Source organism: Paraburkholderia sp. GW821-FHT02A12, from assembly GCF_059422005.1.
In genome coordinates, this window is sequence record NZ_JBWKWA010000001.1 from 1,468,811 (window position 1) to 1,483,047 (window position 14,237).

At 63.6% G+C, this 14,237-nt stretch carries 15 protein-coding genes; 12 read left to right on the top strand and 3 right to left on the bottom strand.

Annotated elements, in window-relative coordinates:
• Positions 1-68: 68 nt before the first annotated feature.
• The 5 genes from AC07WT_RS06525 (at position 69) to ftsB (ending at position 5,604) form a co-directional block, all read left to right on the top strand.
• Positions 69-872, top strand: coding sequence for an alpha/beta fold hydrolase (locus AC07WT_RS06525; RefSeq protein WP_494946468.1), 804 nt, complete (start codon positions 69-71; stop codon positions 870-872).
• Positions 873-1,060: 188 nt separating this feature from the next.
• The gene (pyrG, locus tag AC07WT_RS06530) at positions 1,061-2,722 is read left to right on the top strand and encodes a CTP synthase (protein ID WP_492592898.1); all 1,662 of its coding nucleotides are present in this window, start codon (positions 1,061-1,063) and stop codon (positions 2,720-2,722) included.
• Positions 2,719-3,573 carry a 3-deoxy-8-phosphooctulonate synthase gene (kdsA, locus tag AC07WT_RS06535; protein WP_115106944.1) on the top strand — a complete coding sequence of 285 codons (855 nt, stop codon included), beginning with the start codon at positions 2,719-2,721 and terminating at the stop codon, positions 3,571-3,573. Before pyrG ends, kdsA begins: the two co-directional genes overlap by 4 nt.
• A gap of 207 nt (positions 3,574-3,780) precedes the next feature.
• A complete protein-coding gene (gene eno, locus AC07WT_RS06540; protein ID WP_492592899.1) occupies positions 3,781-5,064 on the top strand; it encodes a phosphopyruvate hydratase in 1,284 nt (427 codons plus the stop codon).
• A 108-nt stretch (positions 5,065-5,172) separates the two neighbouring features.
• On the top strand, positions 5,173-5,604 hold the full coding sequence (gene ftsB / locus AC07WT_RS06545) for a cell division protein FtsB (protein WP_492592900.1): 432 nt from the start codon (positions 5,173-5,175) through the stop codon (positions 5,602-5,604).
• Between the two features lie 127 nt (positions 5,605-5,731).
• Here ftsB and AC07WT_RS06550 read toward each other — a convergent pair whose 3' ends face one another.
• The 3 genes from AC07WT_RS06550 to AC07WT_RS06560 form a co-directional block, all read right to left on the bottom strand.
• Entirely contained in the window at positions 5,732-6,124 is a 393-nt protein-coding gene (locus tag AC07WT_RS06550) for a hypothetical protein (RefSeq protein WP_494946469.1), read from the bottom strand.
• Positions 6,125-6,308: 184 nt separating this feature from the next.
• Positions 6,309-7,259, bottom strand: a complete 951-nt coding sequence (hslO, locus tag AC07WT_RS06555) for an Hsp33 family molecular chaperone HslO (protein WP_494946470.1) — start codon at positions 7,257-7,259, stop codon at positions 6,309-6,311.
• Between the two features lie 64 nt (positions 7,260-7,323).
• On the bottom strand, positions 7,324-7,848 hold the full coding sequence (locus tag AC07WT_RS06560) for a gamma carbonic anhydrase family protein (RefSeq protein WP_494946471.1): 525 nt from the start codon (positions 7,846-7,848) through the stop codon (positions 7,324-7,326).
• A gap of 233 nt (positions 7,849-8,081) precedes the next feature.
• Here AC07WT_RS06560 and AC07WT_RS06565 point away from each other — a divergent pair, with 233 nt between their 5' ends.
• The 7 genes from AC07WT_RS06565 (at position 8,082) to AC07WT_RS06595 (ending at position 14,207) form a co-directional block, all read left to right on the top strand.
• Positions 8,082-8,975, top strand: coding sequence for a ferritin-like domain-containing protein (locus AC07WT_RS06565; RefSeq protein ID WP_494946472.1), 894 nt, complete (start codon positions 8,082-8,084; stop codon positions 8,973-8,975).
• A gap of 85 nt (positions 8,976-9,060) precedes the next feature.
• On the top strand, positions 9,061-9,945 hold the full coding sequence (locus AC07WT_RS06570) for an alpha/beta fold hydrolase (protein ID WP_494946473.1): 885 nt from the start codon (positions 9,061-9,063) through the stop codon (positions 9,943-9,945).
• Positions 9,946-10,062: 117 nt separating this feature from the next.
• Positions 10,063-10,893 carry a 3',5'-nucleoside bisphosphate phosphatase gene (locus tag AC07WT_RS06575; protein ID WP_492592906.1) on the top strand — a complete coding sequence of 277 codons (831 nt, stop codon included), beginning with the start codon at positions 10,063-10,065 and terminating at the stop codon, positions 10,891-10,893.
• 131 nt (positions 10,894-11,024) lie between these two features.
• Positions 11,025-11,660, top strand: coding sequence for an L-threonylcarbamoyladenylate synthase (locus tag AC07WT_RS06580; RefSeq protein ID WP_494946474.1), 636 nt, complete (start codon positions 11,025-11,027; stop codon positions 11,658-11,660).
• Positions 11,661-11,707: 47 nt separating this feature from the next.
• Positions 11,708-12,370: a site-2 protease family protein gene (locus tag AC07WT_RS06585; protein WP_492592908.1), complete on the top strand. Its 663-nt coding sequence runs from the start codon at positions 11,708-11,710 to the stop codon at positions 12,368-12,370.
• Positions 12,371-12,376: 6 nt separating this feature from the next.
• Entirely contained in the window at positions 12,377-13,579 is a 1,203-nt protein-coding gene (locus tag AC07WT_RS06590) for a tryptophan--tRNA ligase (protein WP_492592909.1), read from the top strand.
• 16 nt (positions 13,580-13,595) lie between these two features.
• Positions 13,596-14,207, top strand: coding sequence for a class I SAM-dependent methyltransferase (locus AC07WT_RS06595; RefSeq protein WP_494946475.1), 612 nt, complete (start codon positions 13,596-13,598; stop codon positions 14,205-14,207).
• Positions 14,208-14,237: the final 30 nt, after the last annotated feature.

Genomic DNA, 14,237 nt, shown 5'->3' on the forward strand with positions numbered 1-14,237 from the left:
AGATAAGAAGCAGAAACGCGCCGCAGGGCCCGCGGCCTGCGCGCAAATTAGAACGGAGATCGCCGCAGTTGAAAAACATCATCCACTTCTCGCACGCGAACGGTTTTCCCGCATCGACGTACCGGACCATCTTCGCCGAACTCGCGGACGACTACGAACTTCGCTCCATCGAGCGTATCGGTCATGACGCGCGGTATCCGGTCACCCAGGACTGGCCGCATCTGGTCGAGCAGCTGCTCGACGATGTCGGCCGTTCTTACGAGCAGCCGGTGTGGCTGGTCGGCCATTCGCTCGGTGGATATCTATCGTTGATGGCCGCGCTGAAAAAGCCGCAATGGGTGAGGGGCGTGGTGATGCTGGATTCGCCGGTGATCGCCGGCTGGCGCAGCAGCATGTTGCGCGTGTCGCAATGGACCGGGCTCGACGAGCGGCTCTCGCCGGCGGCGGCCACGCGTACGCGCCGCACCCACTGGGCCAGCCGCGACGAGGCGTGGCGGCATTTTCATTCGAAGCCGGCGTTCGCGCGCTGGGACGAACGGATGCTGTCCGACTACATCGACTTCGGCATTCCGCAAACCTCGCCCGACGGCTCGCGGTCGCTGGCCTTCGACCGGCGCACCGAATACCAGATCTACAGGACCTTGCCGCATACGCTCGGCTCGCGCCTCGCACGCGGCGCGCCGGTGCCGGTCGGTTTCATCGCCGGCACGCATTCGAAGGAAATCCGCCAGGCCGGACTCGATGCGACCCGGCGCGCGACCGGCGGTCATGTGGAATGGATCGAAGGCAGCCATCTGTATCCGATGGAGAAGCCGCTCGAAACCGCGCGCGCGGTGCAGCGGATGTTGCGCGAACTGGAGCGGCGCGCTTGAGTTCGTGCTTGAGCTAGTTATGGCGGCGGGCGGCGGCGTGCGTCATCCGTCGGCGCGAAACACGGTGCGTGATCCGCGCGCGGCGACTGCCGCCGTCGCGGCATGCATTCGTGCGGATGCCGCTCGGAATTTGCTGGGTCGAGCCCCTGCTTTACGGTATAATCCGTTTTTCCCGCGAGCATCCAGCGATGACCAAATATGTTTTCGTCACCGGCGGCGTAGTATCTTCCCTCGGCAAGGGTATTGCCGCCGCTTCCCTCGCCGCGATCCTCGAATCGCGCGGTCTTAAAGTCACCCTCCTCAAGCTCGATCCCTACATCAATGTCGACCCCGGCACGATGAGCCCGTTTCAACACGGCGAAGTGTTCGTGACGGAAGACGGAGCGGAGACCGACCTCGACCTCGGCCACTATGAGCGCTTCATCAGCACGAAGATGCGCAAGGCCAACAACTTCACCACGGGCCAGATCTACGAATCGGTGATCCGCAAGGAACGCCGCGGCGATTATCTCGGCAAGACGGTGCAGGTCATCCCGCACATCACGAACGAAATCCAGGCGTTCGTCGAACGCGGCGCGGCTTCCGCGACGTGCGGCGAGCCGGACGTCGCGATCGTCGAAGTGGGCGGCACGGTGGGCGACATCGAATCGCTGCCGTTCCTCGAGGCTGCGCGTCAGATGAGCCTGCGCATGGGCCGCAACAGCGCGTGCTTCGTGCACCTCACGCTGGTGCCGTGGGTCGCCACCGCCGGCGAACTCAAGACCAAGCCTACCCAGCACAGCGTGCAGAAGCTGCGTGAAATCGGCATCTCGCCGCACGTGCTGCTGTGCCGCGCCGACCGCCGTATTCCGGACGACGAACGCGCGAAGATCTCGATGTTCTCGAACGTGCCGGAAGACGCGGTGATTTCCGTGTGGGACGCCGACAGCATCTACAAGATTCCACAGATGCTGCACGACCAGGATCTGGACGCGATCATCTGTGAAGAACTCAAGCTCACGCCAAAGCCCGCCGATCTGTCGATGTGGTCGGGCCTCGTCGAGAAGCTGCAGAATCCGAAGCACGAAGTGACGATCGGCATGGTCGGCAAGTATGTCGATCTGACCGAGTCGTACAAGTCGCTGATCGAAGCGCTGCGTCATGCGTCGATGCACACGTCCACGCGCGTGAACATCGAGTACATCGATTCGGAAGAAGTCGAGACGCAAGGCGTCGAGAGCCTTAGGCATCTGGATGCGGTCCTCGTGCCGGGCGGCTTCGGCCGTCGCGGCACCGAAGGCAAGATTGCCGCGATCCGCTATGCACGTGAAGCGAAGGTGCCGTACCTCGGCATCTGCCTCGGCATGCAGCTGGCCGTGATCGAATTCGCCCGCGACGTGGTCGGCCTGAAGGACGCGAACAGCACCGAGTTCGATCAGGAAACCGAAAACCGCGTGGTCGCGCTGATCACAGAGTGGTACGACCGTGAAGGCCGTGTCGAGAAGCGCACCGAAGAATCGGATCTGGGCGGGACGATGCGCCTCGGTTCGCAACGTTGCCCGATCAAGCCCGGCACGATGGCCGAAGAGATCTACGGCAAGGATGTGAACGAGCGCCACCGTCACCGTTATGAAGTCAATAACCGCTTCGTGCCCCAGCTCGAAGCCGGCGGCCTTATCATCAGCGCCCGTACCCCGAGTGAAGATCTGCCGGAGATGATGGAATTGCCGCGCAGCATGCACCCGTGGTTCGTCGGCGTGCAGTTCCACCCGGAATTCACGTCCACGCCGCGTGACGGCCATCCGCTGTTCAAGTCGTTCGTCGAAGCGGCGCTCGCGCATCAGCAGTCGCGCGTCGAGGAGAAAGCATGAAACTGGGCGATTTCGAAATCGGGCTCGACAAGCCGTTTTTCCTGATCGCCGGCACCTGTGTCGTCGAATCCGAACAGATGACGATCGACACGGCGGGCCGCCTGAAGGAAATCTGCGCGAAGCTGAACATTCCGTTCATCTACAAATCGTCGTACGACAAGGCCAATCGCAGCAGCGGCAAGTCGTTCCGCGGTCTGGGCATGGACGAAGGTTTGCGCATCCTGTCGGAAGTGAAGCGCCAGCTCGGTCTGCCGGTGCTGACCGATGTTCACTCGGAGCACGAGATCGAGCAGGTTGCGTCGGTGGTCGACGTGCTGCAAACGCCGGCGTTCCTGTGCCGTCAAACCGACTTCATCCATGCTTGCGCGCGTTCGGGCAAACCGGTCAACATCAAGAAAGGCCAGTTTCTCGCGCCGCACGACATGAAGAACGTGATCGACAAGGCGCGCGATGCCGCGCGTGAAGCGGGCCTGTCGGAAGACCGCTTCATGGCGTGCGAACGCGGCGTGTCGTTCGGCTATAACAATCTCGTGTCGGACATGCGGTCGCTTGCGATCATGCGCGAAACCAACGCGCCGGTCGTGTTCGACGCGACCCACTCGGTGCAGTTGCCGGGCGGGCAGGGCACGAGCTCGGGCGGTCAGCGTGAATTCGTGCCGGTGCTGGCACGCGCGGCCGTGGCAACGGGCGTGGCGGGTCTCTTCATGGAAACCCATCCGAAGCCCGCGGAAGCGAAATCGGACGGCCCGAATGCGGTGCCTTTGCATCGCATGGCCGATCTGCTCGAAACGCTGGTCACGCTCGATCAGGCCGTCAAGCGCGCGCCGTTCCTCGAAAGCGATTTCAACTGATTCAGGCGTTCGCGGCGTGTCACGGTTGGCCGGGCCACGATTGGCCGGGCCACGATTGGCTTGCATAATCAGCACAGTCGACAACACGCGGCGAATGCACGCAATGGTCGTCGAACGCATCGGCGCGAAAGTTGTCTGCTGGGGAGACCAGCATGCGTCCGGTGCAGTGTCACAGTAAAGAATTCAACGTCATTTCTTGAGGAAACCATGAGTGCTATCGTAGATATCATCGGTCGAGAGATTCTCGATTCGCGAGGCAACCCCACCGTCGAATGCGACGTGCTGCTCGAGTCGGGCACGATGGGCCGCGCCGCGGTGCCGTCGGGCGCGTCCACGGGCTCGCGGGAAGCGATCGAACTGCGCGACGGCGAAACCGGCCGTTACGGCGGCAAGGGCGTGCTGAAGGCCGTCGAGCACATCAACACCGAAATCTCCGAAGCGATCATGGGCCTCGACGCTTCCGAGCAGGCTTTCCTCGACAAGACCCTGCTGGAACTCGACGGCACGGACAACAAGTCGCGCCTCGGCGCGAACGCGATGCTGGCTGTTTCGATGGCCGTCGCCAAGGCTGCCGCTGAAGAAGCCGGCCTGCCGCTGTACCGCTACTTCGGCGGCTCGGGCGCCATGCAACTGCCGGTGCCGATGATGAACATCGTCAACGGCGGCGCGCACGCGAACAACAGCCTGGACATCCAGGAATTCATGATCGTGCCGGTGAGCCAGCCGACCTTCCGCGAAGCACTGCGCTGTGGCGCCGAAGTGTTCCACGCGCTGAAGAAGATCCTGTCGGACCGCGGCATGAGCACGGCAGTCGGCGATGAAGGCGGCTTCGCGCCGAACTTCGGCAGCAACGACGAATGCCTGTCGACCATCCTGCAGGCTATCGAGAAAGCCGGCTACCGCGCCGGTGAAGACGTGCTGCTTGCGCTCGACTGCGCAGCGAGCGAGTTCTATCACGACGGCAAGTACCAGCTGGCCGGTGAAGGCCTGCAACTGTCGTCGGCGGAATTCACCGACTACCTCGCCACGCTCGCGGACAAGTTCCCGATCGTGTCGATCGAAGACGGTATGCACGAAAGCGACTGGGCGGGCTGGAAGCTGCTGACCGACAAGCTCGGCAAGAAGATCCAGCTGGTGGGCGACGACCTGTTCGTGACCAACACGCGCATCCTGAAGGAAGGTATCGAGAAGGGCATCGCCAACTCGATCCTCATCAAGATCAACCAGATCGGCACGTTGACGGAAACCTTCGCTGCGATCGAAATGGCCAAGCGCGCCGGCTACACGGCCGTGATCTCGCACCGCTCGGGCGAAACGGAAGATTCGACGATCGCGGACATCGCGGTCGGCCTGAACGCCGGCCAGATCAAGACGGGTTCGCTGTCGCGTTCGGATCGCATCTCGAAGTACAACCAGTTGCTGCGTATCGAAGAAGATCTCGGCGATATCGCCAGCTACCCGGGCAAGTCGGCGTTCTACAACCTGCGCTAATCGGCGTGTTTGCTAGCGCTGACCGATGAGCGGGTTCACCTTCGTTTCTGATTGACCACGCCGCCCTGCGTATAGCGCAGGGCGGCGTGTATTTATTGTGCTTACTTCATGCGGCTTGTCACTGCTGTCCTGATCGTTTTGCTGGCGCTGATCCAGTACCCACTCTGGTGGGGGCACGGCGGCTGGTTACGCGTGCACGAGTTGCAGCAGCAGCTGGCGCAGCAACAACAGCAGAACGCCGATGCAAAGCTGCGCAACGAGCGCATCCAGGGCGAGGTGCAGGATTTGCAGAACGGCACGGCCGCTGTCGAAGAGCGTGCGCGCTACGAAATGGGCATGGTGAAAGACGGCGAAGTGTTCGTGCAGTTCGTGTCGCCGAACGCGCCGTTGCCCACTGCGAATACGCCTTCGGTCACCACCTCGACTCGTGGCGAGATGTCGGCCGCGCCGCTTCATGTGGTGCCCAATCCAGAGTCGCGTGCGAAGCCGGATCGCAAGCACGGCGGTAAGGTGGTGAAAGAGAAGAAAGCGACGCACTAAGCGTTGCCACGTCAATCGGGTTCAGGGTGCCGGAAACAACAAAGGCGCGGTGAAAACCGCGCCTTTGTTGTTTCCGGACTGTCGGGCCGGCGTGTCTCTCCGTCTCCCCGCCAGTGCGCACTTCGCGTTACCAGCCCCAGTACGGTCCGTAACCGACGCCGACACCGGTGCCCCAGCCGTGTCCCCAACCGCCGCCGTAATAACTGCCGTACATGCTGACGGGCGGCGCGTAATAACGCGACCACACCTGCGCGGCATTTTCGGCGGCAATCGCCTGATTCTGTTCGGACAGCACTTGCCGATCGATCGCGTCGTAGCGCTGGCGCTCTTCGGGTGTCAGCGGGCGGGCCGTGCTGGCTATGCCCGACTGATCGGCCGGCAGGCGGCTGTAAATCGGCGACGGGCCCGGCGGGTCCATGACGCAGCCGGTCAGCGCAGCGCTGCCCGCGACGACGGACAGCATGATTAACGTGCGCGCGTCATGCTTCAGGTCACACATCAACGAAGTAGGGATGTTCATTTTCGATCTCCATCGGTCGGACGCCTAAGCAAAACATGCGCAGTGCACACCGCCAATGATCCAACGCAATGATCAAAGATACCGCGCCGCCCGGCCCCTGAAAAGGCAGCGGGCGGCGCGGTATTTTACTGCCGTAATACGGGTATCGCAGGCGGACGCCGCCAAGCCGCGTATCGCCGCCGGGTCAATGCCGCCGCTCGGCAGCCGGCGTCACTCCTTCTGAGAGCGCCTTGGCGACAAAAAGTTGCGCCACGTCGACTGGGTCGAATTCATACCGCTGGTTGCAGTATTCGCAATGGATCTCGACGTGGCCGCGTTCTTCGATCACGCCATCCACTTCGTCGCGGCCCAGCATCTTCAGCATGGCGCCGACTTTTTCACGCGAGCACGTGCATTCGAAGCGCGCCGTGGCCGGTTCGAAATGCTGGACGTTTTCCTGCCAGAAGAGGCGCCGGAACACCGTTTCGGGCTCTTCCTTCAGCAGTTCGTCTTGCGACAGGGTGCCGCCGAGCGTGCAGACACGCTCCCACGTATCCGCGTCCAGATCGCCCGGATGCGGGACGATGCCGCCGTCGCCGGGCAGTTTTTGCAGCAGCATGCCGACTGCGCGCTCGGTGTTTGCCGCGAGCCACAAACGCGTGTCGAGCTGCTCCGAGTGGTGCATGTAGTGCTCGAGCACTTCGGCCATCGATTTGAGCGGGCCATCTTCGCCCGACAGCGGCACGATACTTTGATATGGCTGCTGGCCGGGCTTCTTGTCGCGCGGATCGAGCGTGATCACGCAGCGACCGTGACCGCTCGCGTTCACCAGTTCGATCATGGTGACATCGTCGCCGATCGTATTGCCGCCTTCGCCGGACAGCTTGGCGGTCGCGCGCATCGACAGGTCGGAGCTGCACTGCACCACCAGCATTTTGGCCGGGCCGTCGCCGAAAATCTGCATGATGAGCGTGCCGTCGAACTTGAGATTCGCCGACAGCAGCGCGCACGCCGCCATCATCTCGCCGAGAATCGTGCGCACCGGCGCCGGGTAATCGCGGCGCGTCAGCACTTCCTGCCAGGTATTGCGCAGCGAAACGATCTCGCCGCGCACCGGCGCCGCGCTGAACATGAATTTTTGCAACTGGTCGTTCACAACTTTTCCTCGATCGAATGGCGCAGCCTGATGCCGCGCCTCGCGCGCCGCGCGCTACGGCTGGTTAGCCGATGCGCACGAGCTGCGCCTTGAAATAGTCGCGGCGTTCGGCGTAGCTCGCCGTGCCGCGCTGCATGTTGGCGATGTCCGTCTCGGTCAGTTCGCGCACGACTTTGGCGGGCGCGCCGAGAATCAGCGAATTGTCGGGAAACACTTTGCCTTCCGTGACGATGGCGCCCGCTCCGACCAGACAGTTGCGGCCGATTACCGCACCATTCAAGACCACCGCCTGAATTCCGATCAGCGAGCCTTCCTTGATGGTGCAGCCGTGCAGCATGACCTGGTGGCCGATCGTCACGTTCGGCTCGACCGTCAGCGGGAAGTCGGGGTCGGTGTGCAGCACGGCGTTTTCCTGCACGTTGCTGCCGGCGCCGATGGTGATCGGCTCGTTGTCGCCGCGAATCGTCGCGCCGAACCAGACGCTCGAATTTTCCTCGAGCGTCACGTTGCCGATGATGTTCGCCGAATCCGCGACGAACACGCTTTCATGGATGGTCGGGGCTGCTTCGCCAAGCTTGTAGATTGTCACGGTGTCTCCTGTTGGTCGGTCGCGACGCGGGCCGGCTGGCGCAGGGGCCGCAAACGTCCGATCGGAACCGGTTGGCCTGCCGCCGGGCCAGCACAATGGGCGCGCGCGATAGTCGAATCGAGTATTGTAAACGCTTGTGTGGTTGGGTCGCCCGGCGTTGCCGCCGGCCTGTCCGACGCGCTGCCTCGCCCTTTACCGCACGCTTTGCCGTTCCAATTGCCGATCTGGTTACCATGATTTCCGCTGCTCCATCTGTTCCATCCGCTTCCTTTGCTCCGTCCCTGTCGAACTGTGCGCGGAACTGCGCGCGCACCGGCGCGCTCGCCGCGTTGCGCGAAATCGACCCGGCGAGCAAGGCCGCCGCGGCTCGCGCGCTATATGCAGCCGTGCTCGACGGCAGCCTGGCATGCGCCGAAGACCTCCAGCTCGACGAGCCTTCCGGGCTGCCGGGCCGTCCGGCGCGGCCCGAACTGGTCGAGCCGCGCAAGCTCGGGCGGCGCAGCATGCAATCGCCGCAAGGGCGGGCCGTCTTGCTGCACGCGCTCGCGCACATCGAATTCAACGCAATCAACCTTGCGCTGGACGCCGTCTGGCGCTTTGCCGGCATGCCCGCCGCGTTCTACGTCGACTGGCTCAAAGTGGCGGCCGAAGAGGCCCGTCATTTCTCGCTGCTGGTCGCGCGGCTCGCGGAATTCGGCCACGCCTACGGCGACTTCCCGGCGCACGACGGTCTGTGGGACATGTGCGAACGCACCCGCGGCGACGTGCTCGCGCGCATGGCGCTGGTGCCGCGCACACTGGAAGCGCGCGGCCTCGACGCCTCGCCGCCGATCCGCGCCCGCCTGCAACAGGCCGGCGACCACGCGTCGGCGACGATTCTCGACGTGATCCTGCGCGATGAAATCGGCCACGTGCTGATCGGCAATCGCTGGTTCCGCTATCTGTGCGAGCAGGCCGGCCTCGATCCGCACGTCACCTATGCGCGCCTTGCCGACCAGTATCACGCACCGAAATTACGCGGTCCGTTCAATTTCGAAGCGCGCCGCGACGCTGGTTTCGACGAAGCCGAGCTCGCCGAACTGGTCGCTCTGGCGGGTCTGGATCGGGCGCAGTCCGGCGCGGACTGAGGCGTTCTTCCAGATATCATCCAAGCGCGGCGTCCGGCTATCTCGTTATAATCGAACGACCATTCTTTTTTTGGGCGCGTCGTTCATGAATACCTGTCAGTCTGAGTTCATCGCCGTGCGCGGCATCCGTTTGCACGTGCGGCGCTGGGGCAATCCGGATGCGCCGAAGCTGTTCATGCTGCACGGCTGGATGGACGTGGCGGCGTCGTTCCAGTTCGTCGTCGATGCATTGGGCGGCGACTGGCAGGTGATCGCGCCTGATATGCGCGGTTTCGGCCTGTCCGACTGGCCGGTGGCCGAGCGCGGCGGCGGCAACTACTGGATTCCGGACTATCTCGGCGATCTCGACGCGCTGCTCGATCACTACGCGCCGACCGGCGAAGTCAATCTGGTCGGCCACAGCATGGGCGCGAACATCGTCTGCCTGTATGCGGGCGTGCGGCCGGAGCGGGTGCGGCGCGTGGTCGACCTGGAGGGCTTCGGTCTCGCGCCGTCGCACTCGGCGCAAGCGCCCAGGCGCCTGCGCAACTGGCTCGACGAATTGCGCGATCCGCCGCAACTGAAGCGCTACGCGTCGCTCGACGAGGTCGCCGGCCGTCTGATCAAGACCAATCCGCGGCTCGCGCCGCAGCGCGCGCAGTTCCTTGCCCAGCATTGGTCCAAGCCGGATGGAGAAGGGCGCTTCATGCTGCTCGCCGATCCGGCGCACAAGCTGCGCGGGCCGACGCTGTACCGGCTCGACGAAGTGATGGCTGTGTGGCGCAAAGTGAGCGCGAAGGTGCTGCACGTCGAGGCGGCCAACTCGCCGACGCTCGCGCAGATCGCCGGCGAAATCCCGCTCGACGAATTCAAGGCGCGCTTTCAGGCGTTTCCGAACTGGCGCGAGAAAATCATCTACGAAGCGGGGCACATGGTGCACCACGACCAGCCGGAGCAGATCGCCGCCTTGATCGAAGGGTTTTGCGCGTAATTTCTTTACAAAAACTTTTTACAAAAACTTCAGCGAATCAGGTCGGCTGCGAGAGATAGCTCTGCGTCCGCTTACTGCGTTGCAGTAAAATGGCCGCAGAACCTTTTCAAGACACAGATGAACGCTGACCTCCACTGCCACTCCACCGTCTCCGACGGCCAGTTCGCACCGGCCGATGTTGCGCGCCGCGCGCACGCGGGCGGCGTGACGCTGTGGGCATTGACCGACCACGACGAACTCGGTGGCCAGCACGAGGCGCGCAGCACGGCTGAAGCGCTCGGCATGGGCTATCTGAGCGGCGTGGAGATTTCGGTGACGTGGGCTTCGCGCACGGTGCACATCGTCGGCCTCGGTATCGATCCAACCAATGCGGCGTTGATCGACGGCCTCGCGCGCACGCGCGACGGCCGCGCCGCGCGTGCGGAAGCGATCGGCGAGCAGCTCGCTACGCTCGGCATTCCGGATGCCTACGAGGGCGCGCTGAAGTACGTCTCCAACCCGGACATGATTTCGCGCACGCACTTCGCGCGCTTCATGGTCGAAAGCGGGTATGCGAGCTCCACGCAAGACGTGTTCACCCGCTATCTCGGCGACGGCAAGCCCGGCTACGTGCCGCATCGCTGGGCCAAACTGGCTGACGCGGTCGGCTGGATCCGGACAGCCGGCGGCGAGGCGATCATCGCGCATCCGGGCCGTTATGCGTACACGCCGGTCGAATTCGACGCGTTTTTCGCCGAATTCATCGATCTGGGCGGCAAGGCGATCGAAGTGGTGACGGGCAGCCACACGCCGGATCAATATCGCGAATACGCGGACGTCGCGCGCCGGTTCGGCTTCGAGGCGTCACGCGGTTCGGATTTTCACGCGCCCGGCGAGGGCCGCATCGAACTCGGCACGCTGCCGCCGCTGCCCTCCGATCTCAAGCCCGTCTGGGAACGCTGGCTGTGACCGCGCGCCGTGCCACGGCGGCACGACACGTCAAGCAGCCGTCATCCCGGGCGCGTGCGCCCGTCCGATTCCTCCGCTGTAGCGACCCGCTGTAGCGACCCGCTGTAACGACCGTTAGTCAGCTAGTCATCATGTCCCAATACTTTCGGCTTCATCCGGACAATCCGCAGCCGCGCCTCGTCAAGCAGGCCGCGCAGATCATCAACGACGGCGGCGTCGTCGCGTTGCCGACCGATTCGAGCTACGCGCTCGCCTGTCATCTCGACGACAAGGACGCGGTCGAGCGTCTGCGGCGGATTCGCGGTCTCGACGAGAAGCAATTGCTGTCGCTGCTGGTGCGCGACCTGTCGGAGCTGGCGAACTTCGCAATGGTGGATAACCACCAGTACCGGCTGATCAGATCGGTGACGCCAGGGCCTTACGTGTTCGTGCTGCAGGCCACCAAGGAAGTGCCGCGGCGCCTGTCGCATCCATCGCGCAAGACGATCGGGCTGCGGGTGCCGGATCACGCGATCACCCTCGCGATTCTCGAAGAACTCGGCCAGCCGCTGCTCGGCTCGACGCTGATCATGCCGGGCGAAACGCAGCCGCTGAACGACCCGGAAGAAATCCGCGCACGCCTGGAAAAGCAGCTCGATCTGGTGATTGACGGCGGCGCGTGCGTGTGCGAGCCATCCACCGTGATCGATCTGACCGGCCTCGAGCCGGTGCTGGTGCGGGCAGGGCGCGGCTCTCTCGCGCCGTTCGGTCTCGAAGAGACGGCTTAAGCGAAAGCGGACAGACGCACGCCATCGCGTTGTTACAATAACGAGTTATGGATTCTTCACTAATACAGACCATTGCGGTATACGCGTTGCCGGTGATTTTCGCGATCACGCTGCACGAAGCCGCGCATGGTTACGTTGCGCGCTGGCTCGGCGACAATACCGCGTACGTGCTTGGCCGCGTCTCCCTCAATCCGATGCGGCATATCGATCCGCTTGGCACGATCGCGATTCCCTTGCTGCTGTACTTCGCGACCGGCGGCGCGTTCATGTTCGGTTACGCGAAGCCCGTGCCGGTCGCCTTCGGCAATCTGCGCAATCCGCGCTGGGGCAGTCTGTGGGTCGCGGCGGCCGGACCGCTGTGCAATTTCGTGCAGGCATTGGTGTGGGGTCTGTTCGGCGTCGCGCTCGCTGTGCTGAGCGTCGACGAACCGTTCTTAACGCGCATGGCCGCGGCCGGTGTCGGCGTGAACCTCGTGCTGGGCGTGCTCAACCTGTTTCCGTTGCCGCCGCTCGACGGCGGCCGCGTGCTGATGGCGCTGTTGCCGCCGCGGCAATCGATCGCGCTGTCGCGCCTCGAGCCGTACGGGTTTTTCATCGTGATGGCGCTGGTGATGACGGGCACGCTGACGCGTTATTGGCTGAGCCCGCTCGTTACGCTCGGCTACGCTGCGATCACCGCAATTCTGACTCCACTTGTTTCGCTTTTCTAAATAACCATGTTCCCAGACCGTATCTTCTCCGGCATGCGGCCCACCGGGTCGCTGCACCTCGGCCACTACCACGGCGTGCTGAAAAACTGGGTGCGGCTGCAGTCCGAATACCCATGTTTCTTCTGCGTGGTCGATTGGCACGCGCTGACGACGCACTATGAAACGCCCGAAGTGATCGAAAAGAACGTGTGGGACGTGCTGATCGACTGGCTCGCCTCCGGCATCGATCCGGCGCAGGCTACGCTGTTCATCCAGAGCAAGGTGCCCGAGCATGCTGAACTGGCGTTGCTGCTCGGCATGAGCACGCCGCTCGGCTGGCTCGAACGCGTGCCGACCTACAAGGAGCAGATGGAGAAGCTGAAGGACAGGGATCTGTCCACCTACGGCTTCCTCGGCTATCCGGTGCTGATGGCGGCGGACATTCTGCTGTATCGCGGCTCGCTCGTGCCGGTCGGCGAAGACCAGGTGCCGCACGTCGAAATGACGCGTGAAATCGCGCGCCGTTTCAACTATTTGTACGGCCGCGAGCCGGGCTTCGAAGAAAAGGCCAATGAAGCGGCGAAGAAGCTCGGCGGCAAGCGCGCCAAGCTCTATCACGAACTGCGCAACGCCTATCAGCAGGAAGGCGACGACGAAGCGCTCGAACAGGCGCGCGCGATGCTGCAGGAATCGCAAAGCCTGTCGATGAACGATCGCGAGCGCCTGTTCGGCTACCTCGAAGGTTCGCGCAAGATCATTCTGGTCGAGCCGCAGGCTATGCTGACGGAGGCGTCGCGCATGCCGGGCCTCGATGGCCAGAAGATGTCGAAGTCGTACGGCAATACGATCGGCCTGCGCGAAGACGCGGAAACGATCACGAAGAAGGTCCGCACCATGCCGACCGACCCCGCGCGCGTGCGCCGCACCGACCCGGGCGATCCGGACAAGTGCCCGGTGTGGCAGCTGCATCAGGTCTACACGGACGAAGCCACGCACGAATGGGTGCAGAAGGGCTGCCGCTCGGCTGGGATCGGCTGCCTCGAGTGCAAGCAGCCGGTGATCGAAGGCATCCTGCGCGAACAGCAGCCGATGCTCGAGCGCGCGCAGAAGTACATGGACGATCCGTCGCTGTTGCGCGCGATTGTCGCCGACGGCTGCGACAAAGCCCGCAAGTTCGCCACGGAAACGATGCGCGACGTGCGCGAGGCGATGGGCCTGTCGTATAACTGATGCGCACGTCTGCGTGATGAGCACTCGCGTCGCCGCGCCGCACACTGCATCGCACGGAAACGGCGAACCGTCGTGCTGGGTGTGCCATTGGGCGCATCTGGTCGCGGCGGGCGGCGCGGTGCTCGACGTCGCGTCGGGAGCGGGGCGGCATGCGCGGTTTTTCGCGTCGCTGGGTCATCCGGTGATCGCCCTCGACCGCGACGCGGCCGCGCTCGACACGATGCGCGACGAGCCGCTCATTACCACACTCGCTGCGGATATCGAAGGCGCCGCGTGGCCCTTGCCCGACAGCGCGAAATTCGCCGCGGTCGTGGTCACGAACTACCTGCATCGGCCACTTTTCCCGCAGCTTTTACGCTCGCTCGCGCCGGGCGGCGTACTGGTTTACGAGACCTTTGCGCAAGGCAACGAAAGGGTCGGCAAACCGTCTAATCCGGCGTTTTTGCTCGCACCCGGCGAGTTGCTCGACGTGGTGCGCGGCCACCTTCGCGTGGTCGCTTTTCAGGACGGTTTTCTCGCGCAGCCGCGCCCGGCTTACGTCCAGCGGATCTGCGCAATTCTGGGGGCGGAGCGCTCAGCCGACCTTGCAGAGGCGGCACTGCCGCCTTGTTACGAGTTGGCTGGCTAATCCGCTACAATCGCGGTTTACCTGATCAAA

Coding starts and splice junctions, on each gene's coding strand:
- AC07WT_RS06570 (WP_494946473.1), top strand. CDS start 9,061: ATGAATACCTGTCAGTCTGAGTTCATCGCCGTGCGCGGCATCCGTTTG.
- eno (WP_492592899.1), top strand. CDS start 3,781: ATGAGTGCTATCGTAGATATCATCGGTCGAGAGATTCTCGATTCGCGA.
- AC07WT_RS06590 (WP_492592909.1), top strand. CDS start 12,377: ATGTTCCCAGACCGTATCTTCTCCGGCATGCGGCCCACCGGGTCGCTG.
- kdsA (WP_115106944.1), top strand. CDS start 2,719: ATGAAACTGGGCGATTTCGAAATCGGGCTCGACAAGCCGTTTTTCCTG.
- pyrG (WP_492592898.1), top strand. CDS start 1,061: ATGACCAAATATGTTTTCGTCACCGGCGGCGTAGTATCTTCCCTCGGC.
- AC07WT_RS06585 (WP_492592908.1), top strand. CDS start 11,708: ATGGATTCTTCACTAATACAGACCATTGCGGTATACGCGTTGCCGGTG.
- ftsB (WP_492592900.1), top strand. CDS start 5,173: ATGCGGCTTGTCACTGCTGTCCTGATCGTTTTGCTGGCGCTGATCCAG.
- AC07WT_RS06550 (WP_494946469.1), bottom strand. CDS start 6,124: ATGAACATCCCTACTTCGTTGATGTGTGACCTGAAGCATGACGCGCGC.
- AC07WT_RS06575 (WP_492592906.1), top strand. CDS start 10,063: ATGAACGCTGACCTCCACTGCCACTCCACCGTCTCCGACGGCCAGTTC.
- AC07WT_RS06580 (WP_494946474.1), top strand. CDS start 11,025: ATGTCCCAATACTTTCGGCTTCATCCGGACAATCCGCAGCCGCGCCTC.
- AC07WT_RS06595 (WP_494946475.1), top strand. CDS start 13,596: ATGAGCACTCGCGTCGCCGCGCCGCACACTGCATCGCACGGAAACGGC.
- AC07WT_RS06565 (WP_494946472.1), top strand. CDS start 8,082: ATGATTTCCGCTGCTCCATCTGTTCCATCCGCTTCCTTTGCTCCGTCC.